The sequence below is a fragment of the Mesorhizobium sp. J428 genome (genome assembly GCF_024699925.1).
In the GTDB taxonomy this organism is placed as follows: domain Bacteria; phylum Pseudomonadota; class Alphaproteobacteria; order Rhizobiales; family Rhizobiaceae; genus Mesorhizobium_A.
The window spans coordinates 2910505-2933313 of the sequence record NZ_JAJOMX010000001.1; the positions used below are offsets into that span (position 1 = coordinate 2910505).

The 22809-nt window shown below is 67.3% G+C and carries 24 protein-coding genes, 1 tRNA gene and 1 pseudogene; 10 read left to right on the plus strand and 16 right to left on the minus strand.

Features of this window, described 5'->3' with window-relative positions; all coding sequences use genetic code 11:
• Nucleotides 1-68 precede the first annotated feature (68 nt).
• The 4 genes from LRS09_RS14715 to LRS09_RS14730 all read right to left on the minus strand — a co-directional run bounded on the left by LRS09_RS14715 (nt 69) and on the right by LRS09_RS14730 (nt 3115).
• Nucleotides 69-1058 (minus strand): BMP family protein, encoded by a 990-nt coding sequence (locus LRS09_RS14715; RefSeq protein WP_257807536.1) that lies wholly within the window; start codon nt 1056-1058, stop codon nt 69-71.
• A gap of 238 nt (nt 1059-1296) precedes the next feature.
• Nucleotides 1297-1962 carry a peptide-methionine (S)-S-oxide reductase MsrA gene (msrA, locus tag LRS09_RS14720; RefSeq protein WP_257807537.1) on the minus strand — a complete coding sequence of 222 codons (666 nt, stop codon included), beginning with the start codon at nt 1960-1962 and terminating at the stop codon, nt 1297-1299.
• Nucleotides 1963-1985: 23 nt separating this feature from the next.
• Nucleotides 1986-2309, minus strand: a complete 324-nt coding sequence (locus LRS09_RS14725) for a hypothetical protein (RefSeq protein WP_257807538.1) — start codon at nt 2307-2309, stop codon at nt 1986-1988.
• Between the two features lie 95 nt (nt 2310-2404).
• Entirely contained in the window at nt 2405-3115 is a 711-nt protein-coding gene (locus tag LRS09_RS14730) for a hypothetical protein (protein ID WP_257807540.1), read from the minus strand.
• 189 nt (nt 3116-3304) lie between these two features.
• On the opposite strand from LRS09_RS14730, the gene LRS09_RS14735 reads away from it, so the two are divergent.
• Nucleotides 3305-3394, plus strand: a tRNA-Ser gene (locus LRS09_RS14735).
• Nucleotides 3395-3960: 566 nt separating this feature from the next.
• On the opposite strand, the gene LRS09_RS14740 is transcribed toward LRS09_RS14735, so the two are convergent.
• From LRS09_RS14740 to LRS09_RS14750, 3 genes are all read right to left on the minus strand, one after another.
• On the minus strand, nt 3961-4209 hold the full coding sequence (locus LRS09_RS14740; protein ID WP_257807541.1) for a hypothetical protein: 249 nt from the start codon (nt 4207-4209) through the stop codon (nt 3961-3963).
• Nucleotides 4210-4329: 120 nt separating this feature from the next.
• The gene (locus LRS09_RS14745; protein ID WP_257807544.1) at nt 4330-4860 is read right to left on the minus strand and encodes a dihydrofolate reductase family protein; all 531 of its coding nucleotides are present in this window, start codon (nt 4858-4860) and stop codon (nt 4330-4332) included.
• 83 nt (nt 4861-4943) lie between these two features.
• Complete coding sequence (locus tag LRS09_RS14750; protein ID WP_257807545.1) at nt 4944-5378, minus strand: helix-turn-helix domain-containing protein; 435 nt, start codon at nt 5376-5378, stop codon at nt 4944-4946.
• Between the two features lie 69 nt (nt 5379-5447).
• On the opposite strand from LRS09_RS14750, the gene LRS09_RS14755 reads away from it, so the two are divergent.
• Nucleotides 5448-6686 carry an MFS transporter gene (locus LRS09_RS14755; protein WP_257807546.1) on the plus strand — a complete coding sequence of 413 codons (1239 nt, stop codon included), beginning with the start codon at nt 5448-5450 and terminating at the stop codon, nt 6684-6686.
• Nucleotides 6687-6766: 80 nt separating this feature from the next.
• On the opposite strand, the pseudogene lhgO reads toward LRS09_RS14755, so the two are convergent.
• The 3 genes and pseudogenes from lhgO to LRS09_RS14770 all read right to left on the minus strand — a co-directional run bounded on the left by lhgO (nt 6767) and on the right by LRS09_RS14770 (nt 9635).
• Nucleotides 6767-7955: pseudogene (lhgO, locus tag LRS09_RS14760) on the minus strand (L-2-hydroxyglutarate oxidase).
• Between the two features lie 88 nt (nt 7956-8043).
• A complete protein-coding gene (locus tag LRS09_RS14765) occupies nt 8044-9063 on the minus strand; it encodes an NAD-dependent epimerase/dehydratase family protein (RefSeq protein WP_257807548.1) in 1020 nt (339 codons plus the stop codon).
• Entirely contained in the window at nt 9060-9635 is a 576-nt protein-coding gene (locus LRS09_RS14770) for a TetR/AcrR family transcriptional regulator (RefSeq protein WP_257807549.1), read from the minus strand. Before LRS09_RS14770 ends, LRS09_RS14765 begins: the two co-directional genes overlap by 4 nt.
• Before the next feature lie 135 nt (nt 9636-9770).
• Between LRS09_RS14770 and LRS09_RS14775 the strand changes: the two genes are divergently transcribed.
• Nucleotides 9771-10406 carry a TetR/AcrR family transcriptional regulator gene (locus LRS09_RS14775; protein WP_257807550.1) on the plus strand — a complete coding sequence of 212 codons (636 nt, stop codon included), beginning with the start codon at nt 9771-9773 and terminating at the stop codon, nt 10404-10406.
• A gap of 64 nt (nt 10407-10470) precedes the next feature.
• Here the strand turns inward: LRS09_RS14775 and LRS09_RS14780 are convergent, their stop codons facing one another.
• The 6 genes from LRS09_RS14780 to LRS09_RS14800 form a co-directional block, all read right to left on the minus strand.
• Nucleotides 10471-11520 (minus strand): multicopper oxidase family protein, encoded by a 1050-nt coding sequence (locus LRS09_RS14780; RefSeq protein ID WP_374684844.1) that lies wholly within the window; start codon nt 11518-11520, stop codon nt 10471-10473.
• Entirely contained in the window at nt 11462-11911 is a 450-nt protein-coding gene (locus LRS09_RS30050) for a multicopper oxidase domain-containing protein (RefSeq protein WP_308240302.1), read from the minus strand. Before LRS09_RS30050 ends, LRS09_RS14780 begins: the two co-directional genes overlap by 59 nt.
• 77 nt (nt 11912-11988) lie before the next feature.
• The gene (locus tag LRS09_RS14785) at nt 11989-12396 is read right to left on the minus strand and encodes a hypothetical protein (protein WP_257807551.1); all 408 of its coding nucleotides are present in this window, start codon (nt 12394-12396) and stop codon (nt 11989-11991) included.
• A 76-nt stretch (nt 12397-12472) separates the two neighbouring features.
• Nucleotides 12473-14572: a copper-translocating P-type ATPase gene (locus tag LRS09_RS14790; RefSeq protein WP_257807552.1), complete on the minus strand. Its 2100-nt coding sequence runs from the start codon at nt 14570-14572 to the stop codon at nt 12473-12475.
• A gap of 238 nt (nt 14573-14810) precedes the next feature.
• Nucleotides 14811-15587 (minus strand): cyclase family protein, encoded by a 777-nt coding sequence (locus tag LRS09_RS14795; RefSeq protein WP_085463784.1) that lies wholly within the window; start codon nt 15585-15587, stop codon nt 14811-14813.
• Between the two features lie 90 nt (nt 15588-15677).
• Nucleotides 15678-16655: a fumarylacetoacetate hydrolase family protein gene (locus LRS09_RS14800; protein ID WP_257807553.1), complete on the minus strand. Its 978-nt coding sequence runs from the start codon at nt 16653-16655 to the stop codon at nt 15678-15680.
• A 94-nt stretch (nt 16656-16749) separates the two neighbouring features.
• On the opposite strand from LRS09_RS14800, the gene LRS09_RS14805 reads away from it, so the two are divergent.
• The 7 genes from LRS09_RS14805 to LRS09_RS14835 all read left to right on the plus strand — a co-directional run bounded on the left by LRS09_RS14805 (nt 16750) and on the right by LRS09_RS14835 (nt 22769).
• Nucleotides 16750-17685 (plus strand): ABC transporter substrate-binding protein, encoded by a 936-nt coding sequence (locus LRS09_RS14805; RefSeq protein ID WP_257807554.1) that lies wholly within the window; start codon nt 16750-16752, stop codon nt 17683-17685.
• Nucleotides 17682-18398 (plus strand): GntR family transcriptional regulator, encoded by a 717-nt coding sequence (locus LRS09_RS14810; protein WP_257807555.1) that lies wholly within the window; start codon nt 17682-17684, stop codon nt 18396-18398. The genes LRS09_RS14805 and LRS09_RS14810 overlap by 4 nt, the downstream gene beginning before the upstream one ends.
• A gap of 2 nt (nt 18399-18400) precedes the next feature.
• Nucleotides 18401-19186: an ABC transporter ATP-binding protein gene (locus LRS09_RS14815; RefSeq protein ID WP_374684845.1), complete on the plus strand. Its 786-nt coding sequence runs from the start codon at nt 18401-18403 to the stop codon at nt 19184-19186.
• Nucleotides 19183-19947 carry an ABC transporter permease gene (locus tag LRS09_RS14820; protein WP_257807557.1) on the plus strand — a complete coding sequence of 255 codons (765 nt, stop codon included), beginning with the start codon at nt 19183-19185 and terminating at the stop codon, nt 19945-19947. Before LRS09_RS14815 ends, LRS09_RS14820 begins: the two co-directional genes overlap by 4 nt.
• On the plus strand, nt 19944-20711 hold the full coding sequence (locus tag LRS09_RS14825) for an ABC transporter permease (protein WP_257807558.1): 768 nt from the start codon (nt 19944-19946) through the stop codon (nt 20709-20711). Before LRS09_RS14820 ends, LRS09_RS14825 begins: the two co-directional genes overlap by 4 nt.
• A gap of 157 nt (nt 20712-20868) precedes the next feature.
• On the plus strand, nt 20869-21816 hold the full coding sequence (locus tag LRS09_RS14830) for a 3-hydroxyacyl-CoA dehydrogenase (RefSeq protein WP_257807559.1): 948 nt from the start codon (nt 20869-20871) through the stop codon (nt 21814-21816).
• A complete protein-coding gene (locus tag LRS09_RS14835; RefSeq protein ID WP_257807560.1) occupies nt 21813-22769 on the plus strand; it encodes a 3-keto-5-aminohexanoate cleavage protein in 957 nt (318 codons plus the stop codon). Before LRS09_RS14830 ends, LRS09_RS14835 begins: the two co-directional genes overlap by 4 nt.
• Nucleotides 22770-22809 lie beyond the last annotated feature (40 nt).

The window sequence follows — 22809 nt, forward strand, 5'->3', positions numbered from 1 at the left end:
CCTCTTCTCCAAACGAAAACCGCCGGCCAAGGGCCGGCGGCTCGCGAAGTCTAAGACCGATCAGCCGATCAGTAGGGGCACTTGTTGTCGGTGCGGTAGTCGTGCACCTGGATGGTGCCGGCGATGATGTCGGCCTTGGCCTTCTCGACCGCGGTCTTCATCTCGGGCGTGATCAGCGGCGCGTTGTTGTCGTCCATCGCGTAGTCGATGCCGCCATCGGCGACGCCGAGAACGTTGATGCCGCCGGTGAACTTGCCGTCCTGGGCGTCCTTGAAGGAGTTGTAGACCGCGACATCGACGCGCTTGAGCATCGAGGTCAGGATCTTGCCCGGGAACAGGTAGTTCTGGTTGGAGTCAACGCCGATGCCGAGCTTGCCGCCGTCGGCCGCGGCTTCCAGCGCGCCGAGGCCGGCGCCGCCGGCAGCTGCGTAGATCACGTCAGCGCCCTGGTCCATCTGTGTCTTGGCGATCTCGGTGGCCTTCGGCTTGTTGCCCCAGGCTTCCGGCGTGTCGCCGATCATGTTCTCGAACACCTGCGTCGCGCCAGCGGCCTTGGCGCCGCCGACATAGCCGCAGCCGAAGGCGGAGATGAGCGGGATGTTCATGCCGCCGACGAAGCCGACCTTCTTGGTGGTCGACGCCATGCCGGCGAGCACGCCGACGAGGTAGGAGCCTTCCTGTTCCTTGAACACGACCGAGCGGACGTTCGGCGCATCGGCGACACCGTCGATGATGGTGAAGCTGATCTCGGGATATTCCTTGGCGATCGCGGCGAGCGGCGTGGCCCAGGAGAAGCCGGCCATCACGATCGGGTTGTTGCCGTCGTCGGCGAAGCGGCGCAGCGCCTGCTCGCGCTCTTCCTCGCCCTTGATCTCGTATTCGCGGTATTCGATGCCCGTTTCCTTCTTGAACTTCTCGGCGCCGTTGAACGACGACTCGTTGAAGGACTTGTCGAACTTGCCGCCGAGGTCGAACAGCAGCGCGGGCTTGACGTCGGCCGCATAGGCCGAGAATGACATTGCGGTGGCGGCCATCAGGCCGAGAATGATACGCTTCATGTGATCCACACCCTGTTGGTTTTCTCTTCCGGTCGCCGTCCTACGGTGCGTTCTCCTGCGCCGTGGCGTCTCCCCGCAGGCGCGAAAACGCCCGCTCGAATTTCAATCTTGCATGGCGTCGCGCAAATTTCACGCGGAATCTTTGACCATCCGGAAAAGGTCCGTGTCATGGAAAAGGCCCGGGGAACGACGCCGTTCCCCGGGCCTTTCATGTCAAAACCGCAGGTGCGGCATGCGCTCAGGCGGCGGCCGGAGCCGGCACCGCGCATTCGACGCCGGTGCCCCGCAGCCCGCAATAGCCGTAGGGGTTCTTCGCCAGATACTGCTGGTGATCCTCCTCCGCATAGTAGAATTCCGGCGCGGGGCGGAACTCGGTGGTGATCTTCTCCCGCCCGGCCTTGGAAAGTGCTGCCGCATAGGCGTCGCGCGAGGCAAGGGCGGCATCGAGCTGTTCGGCCGTCGTGGTGTAGATCGTCGAGCGGTAGGTCGTGCCGACATCGTTGCCCTGCCGCATGCCTTGCGTCGGGTCGTGGCTTTCCCAGAACAGCTTGAGCAGCGTCGACAGGCTGACCTGCGCCGGATCGAAGATCACCTTCACCACCTCGGCGTGGCCGGTCATCCCGGTGCAGGTCTCCTGATAGGTCGGGTTCGGCGTCTCGCCGCCGGCATAGCCGACGGCCGTCAGCCACACGCCGGGCGTCTGCCAGAACAGCCGCTCCGCGCCCCAGAAACAGCCCATGCCGAAATAGATGGTCTCGAAGCCTTCCGGCGCGGCGTCCTTGAGCGGCCGCTTGAAGACGTGGTGGCGCGACGCCGTCGGGATCGGCCGCTCGCGGCCGGGCAGCGCCTCGCCGGGCTTCGGCATCTGGATCTTCTTGTTCATGATGTCAGTCAGGAAGAACATGCTTGCTTTCCTTTCGAAAGAAATCAGCGACCGGCGGCGAACATGCCGGCGGAGGGTTGAGGCCTGTGTCCGACTGCGTAGAGCAGAAGGGCAAGTGCCGCGAAGAAGATGAAGGCCGGAACCTTCAACAGCGTCAGCAGCGCGGGATCCCACAGGAAGCCCCAGACCCCGGCCAACAGGCCCTGCAGCGCCGTTAGCAAAGAGGGTGCGTGCTCGTACCACAGCGCGCCGAGCGGCGTCGGATCGAATTTCGACAGCGCGATCGAGCGCGTCGCATCCATCACCGCCAGGATCACCGAGAGCGCGAGGGAAACGGCAGCCAGCAGCCTGAAGAGGAACCTCACCATCCGATTTGTTCGCCGTGTCGCCAGGAATGACGCTTATGTAGGCCTGCGCGCCGCGATCATCAATCCGGGCACGGGGATTTGACGGCGCGTGAGGATCAGGCTCTGCGCCCGCGCCGCGTGCGTAGCACGGCGAAGATCGGTCCGCCGATGGCGCCGAGGATGAGCCCGAGCAGGCCGATCGCGGCCGCCGCATAGCCGCAGCCGCCCTCGAAGCAGGAGACGTCCAGCCAGTCGACGATGACCGAACCGGCCAGCAGGCCGATGCCGAGCCCCGCCGCGCCGCCGAGGATGAGGCCGAGCACGGCGTTGAGCACGAGCACGCCGGCGGGGACGGGTCCGGCCGGGACGGCGGGCGCGGTCGCCGTCATCGCTGTCGCGGGGTGCGGGCGGCGCACGAGCACGATCGTCCACACCGAGATCGCGACGGAGACGGCGGCGATCAGCCAGGGCGACCAGGTCGGCGTGAAAGCGCCGATGAACAGGGTGGCGAGGGAAAAGCCGATGTCGGCGAGGATGGCCAGCCCGGCCCAGAGCGTGAACCAGAACGGAAAGCGCGGCGACCTGCGCCAGGCGAGACCGAGAACGTAGAGGCCGAGCAGGACCTGGACGAGGCCGGCGGCCTGGCTGGCATAGATGTAGCCCATGACGCCCGCCGGCAGCTCGATGCCGAACACGGCCCACCCGCTCTGCCACAGCCCGCGCAGCGACAGGAACATCGAGGCGCAGAGCCAGATGACGGGCGCGGCCGCGACGAGATCCTGGTGGAAGGCACGCCCGCCCTGCGCCGGCTCCTGGTTCATCGTCATGGCTTCTCCTCGCGTTTTGCCGGCATCAGGGCGCCGGAACCAGCGCGGCAGACTTGCCACTGCTGCGTAACGGCCGGGTGCCGGGCGGAAGCCGGCTTGTAATTATGATCCGCAGGCCGCCCAAAAGGCTTGGCTTTCGCAGATCGATCGACTACATGCAGGCCGCATTCGCGGCCCGCCCGCGATCGCGGAGGGGTGGCCGAGTGGTTGAAGGCGCACGCCTGGAAAGTGTGTATACGGGAAACCGTATCGCGGGTTCGAATCCCGCTCCCTCCGCCATTTCCGACAGAAACGGGCACTGATTTCGTTGGGGTTTTGATCCCCACCCGTGCCCGTCAATATCTTCTGCGCTCATACCCAGTTCCGGCCTCGGCGAGGTCTGTATGGCGAATGGCGAGATGACCATACTAGACGACCTGTTGCGGGCGCCTTTCGATGAGGCCTTTCCAGCTTCCGATCATAGAGGCGAAGCTGATATCGGACATATTCGATAGATAGGCTTCGCCCGATGGCGTGAGCGGCACGAAATCGTATGAAACTTTGACGTTCTGTACCGGCGCCGCTTGCGCTGCACAGGACATCGACGTACGCCAGACGAGACGTGGGTGTTACGCGGAGGTAGCGCGCATGGCGCGCGGCCGTATCGTAGTCCAGACATGTCCAGATGGTGGACTCGTCACCCTGGCCAGTGCGGAATACCATGCCGGTTTTGGTTTCCCCGGATGCCGGCTCAAGGTAATCGGGCAGCCAATCAGGGTCCCACATCTCCTCGCCCTTGGGCGTGAACAGTGGAAATGCCTCGTCCGGCTCGAGCGCAAGTTCGAAGCTGTGGCTAAAGGTCTTCATCACTTCCTCTTCCTTGACGGTTCGGGGTGGAGATGACTGTCGGCGCTGGTCCATCGGCAGCCATACACATCCCGCAGTTTTTCGATGACTGCCCGCGTCTCGGCACCGAAGGCAGACTTGCCTTCGAATGCATGCAGGCAAATGCCCTCGAGCAAGTCGCCGAGGCTCATCTCATGATACTCGGCCAAGCCCTTGAGCACTTTGACGAGCGATGCATCCATACGGACGCCCGTTTGAATTCTTTCCATGAGGAGTTCGGTACCATATTACCTTGGTAACATCAAGCGATGATTCCGCCGCCGGCGCCGCTCTGCGCTGTGCACAGACGTTGTGAAGCAGCGCAGCGAGGCCGGGCATTGCTGGGGGGATCAGGCAGGAACGTAGGTCAGCCTGATCACGTCCTCGTCGATCCGGTCGCTGGCCACGAGGCGGAGTGGTGGCCGGGGGCCGGCGAAGAACGGTTTGCCGCGCCCGAGCACGGCGGGATGGAGGTAGAGCCGATATTCGTCGACCAGGCCGAGATCGGTCAGGCTTTGCGCCAGCTCCGGTCCGGAAACGGTGATCTCTCCGGCGAGCCTGGCCTTCAGGTCGCGGATTGCCGTCTCGAGGTCGCCCTCGACGAGCGTGGCGTTGGGGCCGACCGACTTCAACGTGCGCGACACGACCCATTTCGGCTGGCGCCGCCATGCCGCGGCGAACTCGTGCTGCTCCGGACTCCATTCGGGACGGTCTTCGTCCCAGTAGTTCATGGTCTCGTACATGCGGCGGCCGTACACGCTGCCGGCCAGGCCGCGCACATGCTCTATCCAGTGGCGAAACAGCGCGGGGCTCGTCCGCATTTCCGTATGGTCGACGTAACCGTCGAGGGATTGGTTCATTCCGAAGACGAGCTTCGCCATGCCGCAGATCCTCCATCCCAGGTCGTTCAGGATAGCTTGAGCCGCCGGCAGGCGTAAGGGGAAGCCGGCGCACGACGTCTTCGTTACGCAAGCTCGTTTCGCCTTGCCGAGCTGCCACGCCTTCCGCCGCGCTTGCCGGCCACGTCGACGAGGCGCCGGAATGTCGGGCACTCCATATGCGACGGCGCGCGGCAGTCGGCGACGTGGCGGAGCGTGGCGCGCAGCGCGGTCAGCTCGTGGATCTGGCGGTCGATCTCGGCGGCCTTCTGGTGCAGCACGTCGCGCGGCAGCTCCGGCATGCCGTTGCTGCCGAACATGCCGGCGATCTCGTCCAGCGAGAAGCCGGCCGACTTTCCCATCGCAATCAGCTTGAGCTGCAACAGCACCTCGGGCGGAAACTGCCGGCGCAGACCGTGGCGGGACACCGAGGAGATCAGCCCGGCCTCCTCGTAGTAGCGCAGCGCCGAGGGTTTGATTCCGCTTCGGGCCGCGACCTCTCCGATATCCAGAAATTTCATGCTTGACCTCAAGTCGACTTGAAGTGGCAGCCTGCTCCCGAATTAGAATTCAGGCAAGAGGGCCAGACGATGGAACAGGCGGAAGCGCGCGTTTCGACGAAGGCGCAGACAGGAATCATGATCACATTGGCGCTGGCGATGCTGTTGGCCTCGCTCGGCACCAGCATCGCCAACATCGCGCTGCCGGCGCTGGCCGAGGCATTCCAGGCGCCGTTCGCGCAGGTACAGGCGGTCGTCGTCGCCTATCTCGCGGCCCTGACGGTCTCCGTGCTCGTCGCCGGCCGGCTCGGCGACACGTATGGGCTGAAACAAATGCTGGTCGCCGGGCTGACCGTCTTTGCCGTGGCCTCGCTGCTGTGCGCGGTTGCGCCGACTCTATGGCTGCTGACCGCGGCGCGAGCGCTGCAGGGCATCGGCGCCGCCTTCCTCATGACGCTCTCCATGGCGCTGATGCGCCAGACGGCGGGAGAGGCGCGGGTCGGGCGGGCCATGGGCCTGCTCGGCACGGTCTCTGCGCTGGGGACGGCGCTCGGCCCCTCGCTTGGCGGCCTGCTGATCCCGGACACCGGGTGGCGCGGCATCTTCTGGGTGCAGATGCCGCTGGCGGTGCTGGCGCTGGTCCTCGCCGTCACGACGCTGCCGGACGCTCGGGGAAGGGGAAAGGCACCGTCTGCTGGCCTGTGGACGGTGTTGGATCGGAGCCTCGCGGCCAATCTCCTGGTCAACGCGCTGGTCGCCGCGGTGATGATGACGACGCTGGTGGTCGGCCCCTTCTATCTCGGCCTTGGTCTCGGGCTCGAGGCAAGGCATGTCGGGCTCGTCATGGCGGTGGGCCCGGTGATCTCCATCTTCAGCGGGGTCCCGTCCGGCCGGCTGGTGGACGCCTGGGGCAGCGGGCGCGTGCTCGCCGTCGGGCTCATCCTTCTGGCAGCCGGAGCGCTGCTGCTGGCACTTTTGCCAAGCGGGATCGGCGTCACCGGCTACGTTCTATCCATCATGGTCCTGACGCCGGGCTACCAACTCTTTCAGGCCGCCAACACGACGGCCGCCCTGGCGGACGTGCCCGGCGACCGGCGCGGCATGGTTTCAGGGGTGCTGAACCTGTCGCGCAATATCGGCCTGATCGCGGGGGCATCGCTGATGGGCGCCGTCTTCGCCTTCGGTGTCGGAACCGGAGAGTTCGCCCGCGCGAGCGGCCCGGACATTGCCGCCGGGATGCGGCTGACCTTCCTGCTGGCCGCCGGGATGATGCTCCTCGCAATCGGGGTTGTCTCCGGGCGTCGCAGCCCCGCCAAACGCGAGCGGTGATCGCCCTCGCCTGCGCAGCCGGCGCGGACCGCCGACGAGTGCCGCGCGAGACCTGCCTCGCACGGGAGCCCGCAGCCATGCTAACCCCCAAGCAGCCTGTCGGCGATCATCTCGCCGATGGGGATGGCGGAGGTGGCGGCAGGCGACGGGGCGTTGCAGACGTGGAGCTGGCGCTCGCTGCCGACGAACAGGAAGTCGTGCGCCAGCGCGCCGTCGCGCATGACCGCCTGGGCGCGGATGCCGGCGGGATAGGGCGCCAGGTCGTCCAGGGCGAGCGAGGGGCAGTATTTGCGGCACTCCTCCAGATAGCCGCCGCGCCACATCGAATTGCGCAGCTCGACGGCAGCGGAGCGCCAATGCGTGGCGAGCGCCTTCCAGAGGCCGGGATAGGCGGCCCAGTCGGCGGTATCGCGCATGTCGACGCCGAACCGCCGGTATTTCTCGCGCGCGAAGCCGAGCACGGCATTGGGCCCGACGGTGACGCTGCCGTCGATCATGCGGGTGAGATGAATGCCGAGGAAGGGCAGGTCCGGATCGGGCGCCGGATAGATCAGCGTGGAGACGATCCGGTTCAGCCGCGGCGGCAGACGGAAATACTCGCCCCGGAAGGGCACGATCCGGTGCTCGATGCGCAGTCCCGCGAGGCGGGCGAGCCGGTCGGACTGCAGCCCGGCGCAGGCGAGCAGCCGGCGCGCCGTCCAGCTCCGGCCGGTGGTAGCGACTGAGACGCCGTCGCCCTGTTCCCTGCACCGAGACGACCTCGCTGCCGCGCACGATCTCCCCGCCGGCGGCGACGATCGCGGCCGCCATGGCGTCGCAGATCCTGCGATAGTCGACGATGCCGGTCGATGGGGTGAAGACGGCGCCGAGGCCGACGATGTTCGGCTCGCGCCGGCGCAGCTCCGTCGCGTCGATCCGCTCGGCGGCAATGCCGTTCTGGGCGGCACGTTCGAAGAGAGCGTCGAGGCGGTGCAGTTCGAGTTCGTTGGTGGCGACGATGTGCTTGCCGCAGATCTCGACCGGGATCTCGTGCCGGCGGGCGAAGGCCAGCGTCGCCTCGGCGCCGCGCCGGCACAGCTCCGCCTTCAGGCTTCCCGGCTGGTAGTAGATGCCGGAATGGATGACGCCGCTGTTGTGGCCGGTCTGGTGGCTGCCGAGGACCTCTTCCTTCTCCAGCAGGAGGAGGCTCGACCCCGGCCGGCGTTCCAGCAGTTTCATGGCGCTGGCCAGCCCGACGATGCCGCCGCCGACGACGATGAAATCGTAGATCATGCCCGCCTCCGCAACGACGCCACCAGGCGCCGTTCCTTCCACGCGGAGTCGGCTCGCGCAAGGTGCCGGCTCGGCGGCGGCCTTCTCAGCCGCCGGTTGCCGATGCGGTGTGTTCCCGCGGCAGCGGCGCGGCCGGGCGGGGATCTGCATAGCTTCGCAGGCCGTCGGCGCGGGATGTCCGGCCGGCGTAGCCGAGGTCGCGGCGCGCGGCGTCGTCGTTGACGGTGAATTCCCGTCCGATCATGCGCATCATTGAGCGCGAGACCGGCGGGTCGCCCTCCCGGCGTGTGACGGCCCATATGGCGTCCAGCATCCGGCCGGCGGCGGAGGCGAGCCAGTAGGGCATGGAGCGCAGCCCGTCGACGGACAGGCCCTGCAGGCTCGCGAGCGAGGCGACGAAGGCGCGAAAGGTCTGCGGTTCCGGATCCTTGATGAAATAGGCCCGCCCGCCCGGCCCGCGTTCGAGCGCGCATTTTACCGCTTCGACGACATTGTCGACGTGGCAGGTCGAAACGGAGTAGTCGCCGCGATCGACGAAAGCGAACCTGCCGGACCTGATGGCATCCGGCAGTTCGCGGCTGAAGGCGTCGCCGGGCCCCCAGATCGCCGGCGGGCGGAGCGCGATGGTGCGGAAACCGGGCCCGTTGGCCGCCAGCACCAGCGGCTCGGCCCGCGCCTTGCTGGCCAGATAGGCGGAGAAGTGGTTCGGGAAGGTGGGTGCGCTTTCATCGGCGTCCCGGACCGGCGTGCCGGCATCGTCCATGATGATGCCGGCCGCGCTGATGTAGACGAAGGTCTTCGCCCCGGCTCGGCGGGCTGCCTGCAGAAGTGCCGCGGTGCCGTCGACATTGGTGCGGAAGAACGGTGCGCGAGGCCCCGAAAAGCGGAACAGCGCGGCCGCGTGGACCACGGCGTCGACCGTGGGAAGGGAGAGCGGCGCGCCGCCTTCCAGGTCGCCGTCGACGGGCGATGCGCCCAACGCCCGCAGCCTGGCATGAGAGGATGAGGCGCGGGTGAGGGCGAATATCTGGTGGCCGTCCTGCGCGAGGCTCGGGATCAGGCGGCCGCCGAGAAGGCCGGTGCCTCCCGTGACAAGGATCTTCATGGCTGTGGACCTTTCGATTCGGGATTGAGGATGGTGCGTATCGCGCTCTCGCGGATGTCTTCGAGGGCGGCGGGAGCGGGCGGCGGCGACCGGCGGAGCTGGGCCGTCACATGGAGCAGCGAGGCGGCGTTCGCGGACGCCCATACGATGTCGGCCGCCACCTCGATCGAGGGACCGAGCCGTCCGATGGCGGCAATGGCCGCGATGCGCTCGATCAGGAGCGCGAAGCCCTGCTCGGCGGCGGGAATCTGGCCGCCGGCAAGGACGCGGCTCATCATCGCCGCGTAGAGCCGGGGGCGCGCCGCCGCGAAGCGCACATAGTCGTCCCAGCCCTCACGCAACGCCGTGACTGGGTCGGCGGACTGGACCGCCGCCCGCTTGCTGTCGAGGAACTGCGCGAATGCCTCCGCCAGGGCCGCGCTCAGGAGCCCGTCGGCGCTGCCGTAGTGATGGTAGAGCGTGGGCGCGGTGACGTTCGCGATGGCGCAGACGCTGCGCGTCGAGAACTTCGCCTCGCCTTCCTCCTCGAGAATCTTCAGAGCCGCAGTGAGCAGGGTGACACGTGTATCCATACCTGCCACTATAGCACCGCTATATCAGGTGTCTATAGCGGTGCTATATTATTCGCGCAACGTGATGTCATTCCAACATGTGAATTTCCACCATAGGATGCCTTCGAATGCTGCCTTAGGGACTTGGATAGGGCGATGACGAAGAAGCTGGCGAAATCGGCGGTCTCGCAAAGGCGGGTTCTCGACGCCGCCGCCAAGATCTTCCGCGACTACGGCTATGCCGGCACGACCATGCGCGCGATCGCGGACGAGGCGGATCTCAAGGCCGGCAGCATCTACTACCACAACAAGTCGAAGGACGAGCTGATCGGCGCGGTGCTCGAGATCGGCATCCGGGCCGTCACGGACAATGTCGACAGGGCTCTTACGGCCCTGCCGGACACGGCAACGGGGCGAGATCGCATCGAGACGGCCATCCGCGCCCACCTGTCGGCGATCATCGAGGTCGGCGACTATACCCTCGCCACCCGACGCGCTCTCGGCCAGGTGCCGGAGCCGATCCGCGCGAGGAACAGGCAGATGAGGGACGCATACGGCGCGATCTGGCAGAAGATCCTCGCCGACGCGCATGAGCGCGGCGAGTTCAATACGACGGCCAATCTCTCGCTTGCCCGTATCTTCATTCTCGGCGGGCTGAACTGGACCGTCGAATGGTTCAAGCCGGGCGGCCGCTCGATCGACGACGTGGCGCGCGAGTTCGCGTCGGTCGTGCTGGACGGGCTGTCGGGCAAGGGCGGCGCTGCCACGGTGGAGTCCGTCGGGGTCCGTTAGGAGCCCCGACGCTCCCTCGAAGGGCCGGACATCGCCCAGTCGGCCGTCATACGGTGTTCTATCGTCAGCTCTCGTAGTCGACGGTGGTCATCATGCCCGCTGCCATGTGGTAGAGATGGTGGCAGTGGAACGCCCAGCTGCCCGGGTTGGACGCGTCGAAGGCGACCGTCACCTCGCTCATCGGCGGCAGCCAGACCGTGTCGCGCACCGCACCGGCGAAACGACGGCCATCGATTGCGACCACCTGGAAATGGTGTCCGTGCAGGTGCATCGGATGGCCCATCATGCTGTCGTTGCGCATGACGAGCTCCACCCGCTCACCCTGCCTCACACGGACGGGCTGGTGTTCGCCCCAGGCCCTGCCGTTCAGCGTCCAGGCATAGCCCTGCATCGTGCCGCCGAGAACGATCGGCACAGACCTGGCGGCCTTGCCGGCGTCCGTCGGCGCCTTTGCCTGCAATCGGCCTTCAAGCGCGAGGTCGAGCGCGGCGGCTTGGGTTTCGCCGGTCGGCGCGATGCGCTTCAGCACCCCGTCCTTCGTCGCGAGGACGAAGCCGGTGCGTTCGACGCTGCCTTCGCGAAGCGCGAGGATGGGCCACGCGCCATCCTCTCCGGCGAGGCGGATGCGGATGTCGATGCGCTGACCCATCGCAAGCGGGAACCGACGGCCCGCGACTGGAACGATCGCATTGCCGTCGACGGCGACGAGTTCGCCCTCGAGCGCGCCGGTGTCGATCCAGAACGCGGTGGCGGTGGCGCCGTTGATGAGGCGCAGCCGCACCCGCCCGTTCCGCTCGACGCGGAAAACCTGCGGGTCGTCGAGCGTGCGGTCGTTGGCGAGATAGGCGTCGTAGTCGATGTCGTTGATGTCCATGGCCATGCCGCCATGGCCGGCCCTCATGTTGCCGCCCATGCCATGCCCCATCATGCCGTGGCCCGCCATGCCGCCGCCGGTCGTCCCCGCGAGCCCTGCCAGAAGCTCTTCGGGGCTGCTGAAGCTGAAGTCGTGCAGCAGCACGACGACCTCCTGCTCGTCCAGTCCGGCCTCCGCCGGATCAGCGACGACCAGCGGCGCGGCGAGCAACTGCTGTTCCTGCAGCGTGTGGGCATGCATCCAGTGCGTACCGGGTGTGCTCAGCGGAAAGGCGTAGTCGAAGGATTCGCCGGGCTTTAGCAGCGGCTGCGGAAGGTCCGGGTACGCCGTCCTGGCCGTAGGGCGGCAGGAGGCCGTGCCAATGGATCAGCGTCGGCGCGTCGAGGCCGTTTTCGAGCCGGACGCTGAAATCCCTGCCGGCGTCGAGGGAGAGGCCCGGCTTTCCGTCCGGCCCGGCGAGGCCGAACACCGTGGCGGCGCGGCCGCCGACCTCGATGGTACGGTGTTCGGCCCGAAGCAGGGGCGGGGTCGCTGCCGAGGCGACGCCGGGAGCGAGGAGGGTGGGAAGGGTGCTTGCGGCTCCGCAAGCGGCGGTGGATGCCAGAAACTGGCGTCTGGACAAGGATGTCATGGTTCAGGTCTTTCCTGTTCGTGACGGCGGCCTTTCGGCCGATCTGCACGCGCGCGAACCCGGTCGCGCGCATGCGCTCAGGCGGTCACGGAAAGCTCGGGAGGTCGCAATGTGAGCCTGTCGTCGACAGGCGTGGACACGATCGGGCGGGCGGGTGCGAACACGCTGCCGTGCGACGTGGCGACGAAGCCCGTCGCCGGCAACGGCGCGCAGACGGCGCATCCGGGGCCGGAGACGCAGCAGTCGGCCGCGCCCGGCTCCTGATCGGCGCAGGGGGAGGCATGCTGGTGGCCGGAGGGCGCCTGTTCGTGGTGCATCGCGAGCTGCGTCCCGGCGGGCGAAGCCTGCGCGTGGCCGGGGCCGGCGGCGAATGCGGAGGCAAGCAGGATTGCTGCAAGGCACAGGACGAGCCAGCCTTGGGCGGCGAGACCGGACAGTCCGCCACGCCCGCCGAGCCTCTTCGATCGCCTTGCGCCTGCGCTCACCGTTGTCGTTCTTTCCCGTGGCCTCGCGGCATGACGCGGATACTGCCGCGCCGGCGTCCCTGCGCCTTGTCTCAGATCAAGCCTTGGCCGCTTCTGGGCTTTCCTTGCGGTAGAGCCGGAGCAGCTGTGCGTTGATGGCGACGATGATGGTGCTCGCCGACATGAACACGGCGCCGACCGCCGGCGTCATCAAAAAGCCGGTGCCGAAGGTGATGCCGGCGGCCATCGGGATGGCGATGACGTTGTAGGCCGTGGCCCAGATCAGGTTCTGCACCATCTTGCGATAGGTGGCGCGCGACAGGCCGAGGATGGCGGCGACATCGCGCGGGTCGCTGCGCACCAGCACCACGTCGGCGGATTCGACCGCCACGTCCGTGCCGGCGCCGATCGCGACGCCGAGGTCGGCCTGCACCAGCGCCGGTGCATCGTTGACGCCGTCGCCGACCATGGCGACCTGCAGGCCGCGTGCCTGGAGTTCCTTGATCTTTGCCGACTTCTGGTCGGGAAGCACCTCGGCGAAATATTCGCTGATGCCCAGATCCTTGGAGACGGCGTCTGCGACGCCCCTAGCGTCACCCGTCAGCATGATGGAGCTGATGCCGAGGCCCTTCAGCTCAGCGATCACCTGCCGCGACTCGGCCCGCACGATGTCGGCCAGCGCGAACAGCGCGCGGGGCGTGCCGTCGCGCACCAGCACGACGACCGTCTTGCCCTGCGATTCCAGTTGCGCCAGCTCGGCCGCCGCGATCGGCTTGCCGGTGCGGGCGAGATGGCCGGGGCTGACGATCGAGACGTCCTGTCCCTCGACCTCGGCGACGATGCCCTCGCCGGTGACGTTGCGCACCCCGCTCGGGCGAGGAAGGTCGATGCCGCGATCCTTCGCCGCGGCGACGATGCCATGCGCGATCGGATGTTCGGACTGGCTCTCGGCGGAGGCGGCGAAGCGCAGCTCCTCGTCCTCGCTGCCGCCGGCCAGAAGCACGATGTCGCTGACGCCGAAGCGCCCCTCGGTCAGCGTGCCGGTCTTGTCGAAGACGACCGCATCGAGATTGCGCGCGCGCTCGAAGGCGGCGCGGTCGCGGATCAGCAGGCCGCTGCCGGCGCTGAGCGAGGTGCTGACGGCCACGACGAGCGGCACGGCGAGGCCAAGCGCGTGCGGACAGGCGATGACCATCACGGTGACCATGCGCTCGATGGCGAACTGCGCGCTTTCGCCGAGCGCCAGCCAGACGACGAGCGTGCCGACGCCGACGCCGAGCGCGATGTAGGTCAACCAGCCGGCGGCGCGGTTGGCGATGTCCTGCGTGCGCGAGCGCGTGCCCTGCGCCTCGCGGACGAGGTTGATCACCTGCGCGAGATAGGTCTTGTCGCCGGTGGCAGTGACCTCGATGGTAACGGCGCCGGCGCCGTTGATCGCGCCGCCTATGGCGCTGGCGCCCGGCTCTTTCGAGACCGGTCGCGACTCGCCTGTCAGCATCGCCTCGTTGAACGAGGATTTTCCCTCAATGATGGTGCCGTCCACCGGGACCTTCGAGCCGGGGCGGATCAGGACGCGGTCGCCGGGCAGCAGCGCAGAGATGGGAACATCCTCGACCGCGCCGTCGGCGCCGATCCGCGCCGCGGTGTCGGGCAGGAGCCGCACGAGCTCCTCCAGCGCCCGCGATGCGCCCATCACCGAGCGCATCTCCAGCCAGTGGCCGAGCAGCATGATGACGATCAGCGTCACCAGCTCCCAGTAGAAGGACATGCCCTCGACGCCGAAGGTGACGGCGGCGGAGTAGACATAGGCGACGCTGATCGCGAGCGCGATCAGCGTCATCATGCCGGGCTTGCGGTCGCGCAGCTCGGCCAAGAAGCCGGTCAGGAAGGGCCAGCCGCCGTAGAAGAAGACGATGGTCGACAGCGCGAAGACCACGATCTCGCTGCCGGGAAACGACAGGAGCGCATCGAGGCCGAGGAAATGCCGGATCATCGGCGACAGCAGCAGCACCGGCGGCGTCAGCGCGAGCGAGACCCAGAAGCGGCGGCGGAAATCGGCGACCATCGCGCCGTGGTCGGAGTGGCCGGCATGACCGGAGGAAGCCGCTCCGTGGCCGGCAGTGTGCGGCGCGGCAGGCGCTGCCGCGTGCCCCTTATGCCCCTGGTGATGGTGCCCCTGGTGGTGCTCGTGTTCCATCCTGTGCCTCGCCTGTCTTCGGACAACGGGTAGTCATCCGCACAAAAGATGGAGGTTCCAGCAGCGGGAAGGTCAAGGGGGCCTCAAGGCGATTGTCGCCGGGGTGTCCGCATTTGCGCGGACGCGCCTGTCGCCGGTGGCTGAAGCACGGATATGAAAGGAAAGGGCGGCGGTGCGGGACAGCCGAAAACCGTCGCCATGCCACGTCGGCATGGCGTCTCCGCTCATGCCTTAGATGTCACTCATCGATGATCGCGACGGCACGGCACCAGCCGGCGGAGGCCTTTTCGATCTTGACCGGGAAGCAGCTCACCATGAAGCCGGTCGAGGGCAGGTCTTCCAGCCGGTGCAGCTTCTCGATGTGGCAGTAGCCGGTGTGGCGGCCGGCCTTGTGGCCTTCCCAGATCAGCGAGGCGTCCTTGGTCTCGATGTATTTCTTCGCTGTGTGGATAAAGGGCGCATCCCAGCTCCAGCCGTCGGTGCCGGTGACGCGCACGCCGCGGTCGAGCAGATACATCGTCGCCTCGTAGCCCATGCCGCAGCCGCTGGCGACATAGTCCGGCTGGCCGAACTTCACGCCGGCCGAGGTGTTGACCACGACGATCTCCAGCGGCTTCAGCTCGTGGCCGATGCGCTTCAGCTCGGCCTCGACGTCGGCAGCGGTCGCGACATAGCCGTCGGGGAAGTGACGGAAGTCGAGCTTGACGCCGGGCTGATAGCACCAGTCGAGCGGGATGTCGTCGATCCGCCACGCCGGCTCGCCGTGGTTCATCGTCGGATGATAGTGCCACGGTGCGTCGAGATGCGTGCCGTTGTGCGTCGACAGCACGACGCGCTCGACCGCCCAGCCGGCCCCGTCGGGCAGGTCTTCCGCCTTGAGACCGGGAAAGAAGGACAGGATCTGGGCGAGGCTCTGCGTGTGGTCGATATATTCGATCGACGGGATCTGGATCGGCGGGTCCGCCGGGATGTCGTTGGCGATGGGTATGGAAAGGTCGACGATGCGACGGGCCATGGTTTCCTCCTCCTCCAAAGCAATTCCAGCAAAAGTGTGAAGCGGTTTTGCGTCCGGAATTGCGTGAAAACAAACAGATTGGTCGAGTGGTCAGCCCTGCTGCCGCACGACCTTGTTCTTCAGGATGCCGATCTTCTCGAATTCGAGTTCGACCACATCTCCGTTGGCGAGGAAACGGCCGGTCTCCAGTCCGCAGCCATTGCCGATCGTGCCGGAGCCGATGAACTCGCCGGCATGGACCGTCTCGTCTTGCGACATGTGGGCGAGGATCTCCTCGAAGCTGAACAGCATGCCGGCCGTGGTGCTCTCGCAGCGCGTCTCGCCGTTGACGCGCACGGCCGCCTTCAGCGAATAGGGATCGGGGATCTCGTCCTTGGTGACGATCCACGGGCCGAGCACGTTGGCGCCGTCGAAGCTCTTGCCCTTGGCGGGACCGAGGAAGCCGGGCATCTCCTTGCCCTGCTGGTCGCGGGCGGAGAAGTCGTTGAAGATGGTGTAGCCGAAGATGTGGTCGCGCGCCTTGGCCGCGCTCACATTGGCGCCGGTCCTGCCGATCACCACGCCGTATTCCAGTTCGTAGTCCATGACCTTGGAATAGCGCGGCCAGGTGATGGTGGCGCCCGGGCCGCGCACGATCATGCGGTTGGTGATGTAGTAGATCGGGATCTGGCGGTAGATGTCGGCCAGCGGCGGCAAGGGTTCCGAGGCGAGCGCGGCCATGTCGCCGCCGCTCATCAGCTGGCGCATGCCGCGGCCAGACTGGCGAATATGCGTCTCGTAGCTCATCCCGTCGCGCATCTGCCGCGGCTCGGGCAACGGCGCCAGGAGCTCGACGTCGCCTATCGCGGAGGAGAGCGCCGGATCCTGCCCATGCGCCTCGAACAGTCGCTCCGCCTGCTCCAGGCCCGCATCGCCGGCATCGATCAGCGCCAGCATGGACGCGAAGGGCGCCGTGCCGGCCCCGCTTCGGGATGCCGCCGCGGCGAGGTCGAAGACACGGGTTCCGTCCCCATGCACGATCGCGATCCGCGCCGCGTTCGATCCTGTCCGATAGGTGGCCAGCTTCATGTTCGTCCTCCCGACTTGCTTGCGTATAGATTTTATGATTTTATCGATATTCGAAACTGGCGCGCTTTGGAAGCCGGATTCTGGGAGGAAATCGATGAAGCTCATGATGAAGGCTGCGCTCGGCGCGGCCGTGGTTCTCGCATCCTGGACGGGGCTCGCCGCCGCCCAGACCAAGATCAATATCGGCTGCACCGCGACGACGGACTGCGCCTCGGCGGCCGTGGCGCTGGAAGACGGCATCTTCAAGAAGAACGGCCTCGACGCGACGATGACGCTGATCGGCCTGAACTCGAACATCCCGGCAGCCCTGCTGTCGGACTCGGTGCAGATCGGCGGCCCGACGCCGTCGGTGTTCCTGCAGGCGGTGGACGGCGGGCTAGACCTCGTCGCGGTGGCGGGCGCGAGCTCCACGTCGAAGACCACCTTCGACACCGCCGGCGTCGTGGCCTCGCCCGCGAGTGGCATCAAGGAGCCGAAGGACTTCGTCGGCAAGAAGGTCGGCGCGCCCGGCATCGGCGCCTTCCTGCAGGTCCTGTTCTCGAAATGGCTGATCGACAACGGCGTCGATCCGAAGCAGGTGAACTTCGTTGAGGTCACCTTCCCGACCATGAACGATACGCTGAAATCCGGCGCGGTGGACGCGGTGGTGACGGCCGAGCCGATGATGTCGCGCATCATCGCCAGCGGCACCGGCACGGTCGCGGGCTACTATCTGGAGAAGCTGCCCGAGCGGCGTCCGGCGATCCTCTACGCCTCGACCCGCGCCTGGGCCGACGCCAATCCGGACACGGTAAAGGCCTTCCGTGCATCGATCGAGGAGGCGGCGAAGATCGTCAACGACAATCCCGAAAAGGGTCGGCAGGCGATCGCCAACTTCACCAAGATCCCGATGGACGTGCTGTCCAAGATGAAGCTCTCCGTCTCCGATCCGAAGATCGAGCAGGAGCAGCTCGACTGGTGGGTCGCGACGATGAACGAGCAGAACATGCTCCAGGGCAAGCCCGACACGGCTGCGCTCATCCAGAAATGACCGACGTAAGGGACAAGCCCGACCTGTTCGGGGAGGCCGCGCACTTCGCGGCCTCCGAAACGCTCAGCGAGCGCGCCTCGGCGCTCGTCGAGCACGACATCCTCGCCGGCGTGTGGCAGCCGGGCGAGCGGCTGGCGGTGCAGGCGCTGTCCGAGCGCTACGGCATCGGCGCGACGCCGCTGCGGGAAGGGCTGTCCCGGCTCGTGTCGCGCGGGCTGATCGGGGCCGTCGGCCAGAAGGGCTTCCGCGTCGCCGCCATGTCGAGCTCCGACCTCGTCGACATCACGCTGGTCAGGACGACCATCGAGGTGGAGGCGCTGCGCCGCTCGATCCGCTTGGGCGGCGACGACTGGGAGGCGACCATCGTCGCGACACTGCACCGGTTGTCCCGCTCGGTCGAGCGCGACCCGGAGACGATGCGCGAGGGCACGCCGGAGTTCGACAGGCTGCACAAGGCCTTCCACCGCGCGCTGCTGGAGGCGTGCGGCTCCGAGCGGCTGCTGCGGCTGCATGACGATCTCTACTATCAGGCCTATCGCTACCGGCGCGCGATGATGCGCAGATTCACCGTGCATACCGATTTCATCGAGCCGCACCGGATCCTGGCCGAGATCGTCCTCGCCCGCGACGAGGAGGCCGCCGTGGCGGAGCTGACGCGCCACCTCGCGACGACGCTCGATGTCGTCTACGGTGGCGGGGAGGGAGGAGCATGAACATGGCCGCAACGAACGTGAAGGCAGCGCCCGCGGTCATTGGCTTCGACCGCGTCAGCCTGGCCTATGGCGACCGCACGATCATCTCGGACCTCAGCCTCGACGTCGGCCGCGGCGAGATCGTCTGCATCATCGGCCCGTCGGGCTGCGGCAAGACCACAGCGCTGCGCATGGCTGGCGGGCTGGTGCGGCCGAGCCGGGGCGCAGTGCGCCTGCTGGGCGAGCCGCTCACCGCGCCGCGCCGCGATGTCGCGATCGTCTTCCAGGATTACGGCAAGGCGCTGCTGCCCTGGCGCACGGCGTCTGCCAACGTCTCGCTGGCGCTGGAGGCGGCGGGAACGCCGCGCGCCGGGCGCGACGAGCGCATCCGCACGCTGCTGGCCAAGGTCGGCCTGACCGGACACGAGGACAAGTATCCGACCGAGATGTCGGGCGGAATGCAGCAGCGCATCCAGATCGCACGCTGCCTGGCGCAGGACCCGGCCGTGCTGTTGATGGACGAGCCGTTCGGCGCCCTCGACGCCATGACGCGGCAGGGCCTGCAGGACGAGATGCTGTCGATCGTCGCCGAGACGGGCGCGACGGTGTTCTTCGTCACGCACGACCTCGAGGAGGCAGTCTATCTCGGCGACCGCGTGATCGGGCTCCTGCCCAATCCCGGCCGCGTCGGCATCGACCTGCGCGTCGACCTGCCGCGTCCGCGCAACCAGCTCGAGACGCGCGAGATGCCCGAATTCCTGCGCCTGCGCCGCCAGCTCTTCGACTTCATCGAGAAGGCCGAGCGATGAAGGAGCAGTGGTGGAAGGGGCTGGTCGTCCCTGCCGTGCTGATCGTGCTCGCCGAACTCGCCATGCGGGTTTACGGTTCGACCTCGATGTCGCTGGCCGCGCCGAGCGACATCCTTGCCGCATTGGTAAGGGCACTCGCTGACGGCTCCATCCTGGTCGCGACCCGCGACACGCTGGTCACCGCCGGCGCGGGGCTGGCGATCGGCTGCGCGGTCGGTCTCGCGCTCGGCATCCTGTTCGGCCTCGTCAGGCCGCTCGACCGGCTGATGGAGGTCACGATCGAGGCGATCAGGCCGATCCCCTCGGTCGCGGTTCTTCCGATCGCCATGCTGGTCTTCGGCTTCGGCTACGGCATGGAAATCGCCATCGTCGCCTTCTCCTGCCTCTGGCCGATCATGATCATGACCCGTTCGGCGATGGCCGGCATCGAGCCGCGCCTGATGGAAGTGTCGCGCGCGCTCAGGCTCTCGGCCTTCGACCGCGTGCGCAAGATCGTGCTGCCGGCCGCGTTGCCGCGCATCATCGTCGCCTTCCGGCTCGCAGCCGCCGTCGCGCTCGTCGTGTCCGTCACGGTCGAGATCGCGGCCAATCCGCTCGGGCTCGGCTACGGCATCCTCGTCGCGCAGCAGGGCCTGCAGCCGGCGCTGATGCTCGCCTATCTGGTCTGGATCGGCATCGTCGGATGGGGACTGAACGCGCTTCTGTCGCTGGCGCAGAACCGCCTGTTCGGACGCGCCGCGCGCACGGGGGCGCAGGCATGAAGTCGTCCCGCCTCGCCTGGCTCGCCGCGAGCTTCGCCGTCGCCGCCCTGTTCGTCTGGGGCTGGCAGTTGCTGGCGGATTACAAGCTCGTCAATCCGGTGTTCCTGCCCGGCCCCGACCGGACCTGGGGCGCGCTGATGCGCGGCTTCACGACTGGCGATCTGGGCGTGAAGCTTCTCGCAACGGTCGAGCGGATGTTCTGGGGCTGGCTGATCGCTTCGCTGATCGGCATAGCGCTCGGGGCCGCGATCGGCACCTCGCCGCGGCTGCGCGCCTATCTGGCGCCGATGCTGGAATTTCTGCGGCCGCTGCCGGCCTCGGCGACAATCCCCGTCGCCATCGCCCTGCTCGGCCTGTCCGACGGCATGGTGCTGGCGGTCATCGCCTTTGGCGCGCTGTGGCCGGTGCTGCTGGCGACGATCCACGGCTTCTCGGCGGTGGAGCCGCGGCTTTACGAGGTCGGCAATGCGCTGCGGCTTTCCCGCGCCGCCGTGATCGGCAAGATCGCGCTGCCGTCGGCGAGCCCGGACATCCTTGCCGGTATGCGGCTTGGCCTGACGGTGGCGCTGATCCTGTCGGTGGTCTGCGAGATGATCGCCGGGCGCGACGGGCTCGGTAACTGGATCCTGCTCGCCGCCCGCTCCTTCCGCGCGCCCGATCTCTACGCCGGCGTGATCCTGCTCGGCGTGCTCGGCTACGCGACCGCGGTAGGGATCGGCCTGCTGGAGGCAAGGCTGCTCGTCTGGCGCAACAGGGCGCGCTGACAGGTGATGCGCGAACGGCCGTGCTCCCTAGCGCCAGTCATTTCGGGCGCCTGACAATCATATAGGTGGAAGTGAGCCGGCAGCCGGCTGGCATAGTCGTTCGCGGTCGACAAACGGGTTTGGTCGCGCTAGCCGCATAGGCCTTGGGAGGAACGGCATGGCGAAGATTGCGGTAGTCGGCAGCGGCTTCATAGGACGCGCTTGGGCGATCAGTTTCGCTCGGGCGGGCAACGAGGTCGCGATGTGGGACCAGGCGCCGGCCGCCACCGAGGGTGCGCGTGACTATATCGCCGGCGTGCTCGGCGACCTCGAGGCCAACGATCTGCTGCGCGGACAGGCGCCCGACGCCGTGCTGGCGCGGATCTCGGTGACGACGGACTTGGGGGAGGCGCTGCGCGGCGCGAGCCATGTCCAGGAGAACACGCCGGAGAAGCGCGATATCAAGCGCGAGGTGTTTTCCCTGATCGACGGCGTCGCGGAAGCTGATGCCGTGATCGCCAGCTCCTCGTCGGCGCTGCTGCCGTCGACCTTCACCGATCATCTCGCCGGCCGCCACCGCTGCCTCGTCGTGCATCCGCTCAACCCGCCCTATCTCATCCCGGCGGCGGAAGTCGTGCCGGCGCCGTGGACCTCGCGCGAAACAGTCGAGCGCACCCGCGCCCTGCTGGTCGATGCCGGCCATGCGCCGCTGGTGATGAAGCGCGAACTGGACGGCTTCATCATGAACCGGTTGCAGGGCGCGCTTTTGGAGGAAGCCTTCAGGCTGGTCGCCGACGGCTATGCCAGCATCGAGGACGTCGACATCGGCATCCGCGACGGGCTTGCGCTGCGCTGGTCGTTCATGGGGCCGTTCGAGACGATCGATCTCAACGCGCCGGCTGGCGTGCGCGACTATGTCGAGCGTTACCAGGGCCTCTACGAGAACCTGTTTTCCCAGATGCAGCGCCGGGTCGACTGGGCCGGTCCGGTGCTGGAAACGGTCGAGACCGACCGGCGCGCGAAACTGCCCAGGGAGAAGCTGGTCGAGCGGCAGGTCTGGCGGGATCGCCGGCTGATGGCTCTGGCCGCGCACAAGAGGAAATCCGAGGAGGACATCGGCAAATGAGCGAAGCCACGAAGCCCGCCGGCGCACGCAAGCGCAAGGTTATCATCACATGCGCCGTAACGGGTTCGATCCACACGCCGTCGATGTCGGAGCATCTGCCGGTGACGGCGAGTGAGATCGCGGATGCGGCGATCGGCGCGGCGGAGGCGGGGGCGGCGATCGTGCACCTGCATGCGCGCGATCCCAAGAACGGCCTGCCCGACCAGTCGCCGGCGGCCTTCGAGCCGTTCCTCAAGGTGATCAAGCAGCGTTCCGACTGCGTGGTCAACATCACCACCGGCGGCGCCTCGACCATGACGATTGCGGAGCGCCTGCAGCCGGTCGCCACCTTCAAGCCGGAGGTCGCCTCGCTCAACATGGGCTCGATGAACTTCGGCCTCTACCCGATGCTCGCCCGCTTCAAGGAGTTCAAGCATGACTGGGAGCTGCCCTATCTCGAAGGCTCGCGCGACCGCATCTTCAAGAACACCTTCGCCGACATCGAGAACATCCTGACGACGTGCGCCGAGAACGGCACGCGCTTCGAGATCGAGTGCTACGACATCGGCCACCTCTACACGCTGGCGCACTTCGTCGACCGCGGCCTGGTGAAGCCGCCGTTCTTCGTGCAGTCGGTGTTCGGCATCCTGGGCGGGATCGGGGCGCATGCGGAGGACGTGGCGCATATGAAGCGGACGGCGGACCGTCTGTTCGGCGACAGCTATTCGTGGTCGGTCTTGGGGGCGGGCGCCAACCAGATGCGGATCGCGGCACAGGCGGCCGCGATGGGCGGCAATGTGCGCGTCGGGCTGGAGGACTCGCTGTGGCTCGGGCCGGGCCGGATGGCGAAGACCAATGCCGAACAGGTGGCGAAGGTGCGCTCGATCATCGAAGGCCTCGGCCTCGAGATCGCCACACCCGCCGAGGCCCGCGACATCCTGCAGCTCAAGGGCGCAGACAAGGTGAATTTCTAAGAGCGGGGCGCCTGGTGCGCGGCCTGGCCCGGCGCAGGGT

Coding starts and splice junctions, on each gene's coding strand:
- LRS09_RS14715 (WP_257807536.1), bottom strand. CDS start 1,058: ATGAAGCGTATCATTCTCGGCCTGATGGCCGCCACCGCAATGTCATTC.
- msrA (WP_257807537.1), bottom strand. CDS start 1,962: ATGTTCTTCCTGACTGACATCATGAACAAGAAGATCCAGATGCCGAAG.
- LRS09_RS14725 (WP_257807538.1), bottom strand. CDS start 2,309: ATGGTGAGGTTCCTCTTCAGGCTGCTGGCTGCCGTTTCCCTCGCGCTC.
- LRS09_RS14730 (WP_257807540.1), bottom strand. CDS start 3,115: ATGACGATGAACCAGGAGCCGGCGCAGGGCGGGCGTGCCTTCCACCAG.
- LRS09_RS14740 (WP_257807541.1), bottom strand. CDS start 4,209: ATGGAAAGAATTCAAACGGGCGTCCGTATGGATGCATCGCTCGTCAAA.
- LRS09_RS14745 (WP_257807544.1), bottom strand. CDS start 4,860: ATGGCGAAGCTCGTCTTCGGAATGAACCAATCCCTCGACGGTTACGTC.
- LRS09_RS14750 (WP_257807545.1), bottom strand. CDS start 5,378: ATGAAATTTCTGGATATCGGAGAGGTCGCGGCCCGAAGCGGAATCAAA.
- LRS09_RS14755 (WP_257807546.1), top strand. CDS start 5,448: ATGGAACAGGCGGAAGCGCGCGTTTCGACGAAGGCGCAGACAGGAATC.
- LRS09_RS14765 (WP_257807548.1), bottom strand. CDS start 9,063: ATGAAGATCCTTGTCACGGGAGGCACCGGCCTTCTCGGCGGCCGCCTG.
- LRS09_RS14770 (WP_257807549.1), bottom strand. CDS start 9,635: ATGGATACACGTGTCACCCTGCTCACTGCGGCTCTGAAGATTCTCGAG.
- LRS09_RS14775 (WP_257807550.1), top strand. CDS start 9,771: ATGACGAAGAAGCTGGCGAAATCGGCGGTCTCGCAAAGGCGGGTTCTC.
- LRS09_RS14780 (WP_374684844.1), bottom strand. CDS start 11,520: ATGCATGCCCACACGCTGCAGGAACAGCAGTTGCTCGCCGCGCCGCTG.
- LRS09_RS30050 (WP_308240302.1), bottom strand. CDS start 11,911: ATGACATCCTTGTCCAGACGCCAGTTTCTGGCATCCACCGCCGCTTGC.
- LRS09_RS14790 (WP_257807552.1), bottom strand. CDS start 14,572: ATGGAACACGAGCACCACCAGGGGCACCATCACCAGGGGCATAAGGGG.
- LRS09_RS14795 (WP_085463784.1), bottom strand. CDS start 15,587: ATGGCCCGTCGCATCGTCGACCTTTCCATACCCATCGCCAACGACATC.
- LRS09_RS14800 (WP_257807553.1), bottom strand. CDS start 16,655: ATGAAGCTGGCCACCTATCGGACAGGATCGAACGCGGCGCGGATCGCG.
- LRS09_RS14805 (WP_257807554.1), top strand. CDS start 16,750: ATGAAGCTCATGATGAAGGCTGCGCTCGGCGCGGCCGTGGTTCTCGCA.
- LRS09_RS14810 (WP_257807555.1), top strand. CDS start 17,682: ATGACCGACGTAAGGGACAAGCCCGACCTGTTCGGGGAGGCCGCGCAC.
- LRS09_RS14815 (WP_374684845.1), top strand. CDS start 18,401: ATGGCCGCAACGAACGTGAAGGCAGCGCCCGCGGTCATTGGCTTCGAC.
- LRS09_RS14820 (WP_257807557.1), top strand. CDS start 19,183: ATGAAGGAGCAGTGGTGGAAGGGGCTGGTCGTCCCTGCCGTGCTGATC.
- LRS09_RS14825 (WP_257807558.1), top strand. CDS start 19,944: ATGAAGTCGTCCCGCCTCGCCTGGCTCGCCGCGAGCTTCGCCGTCGCC.
- LRS09_RS14830 (WP_257807559.1), top strand. CDS start 20,869: ATGGCGAAGATTGCGGTAGTCGGCAGCGGCTTCATAGGACGCGCTTGG.
- LRS09_RS14835 (WP_257807560.1), top strand. CDS start 21,813: ATGAGCGAAGCCACGAAGCCCGCCGGCGCACGCAAGCGCAAGGTTATC.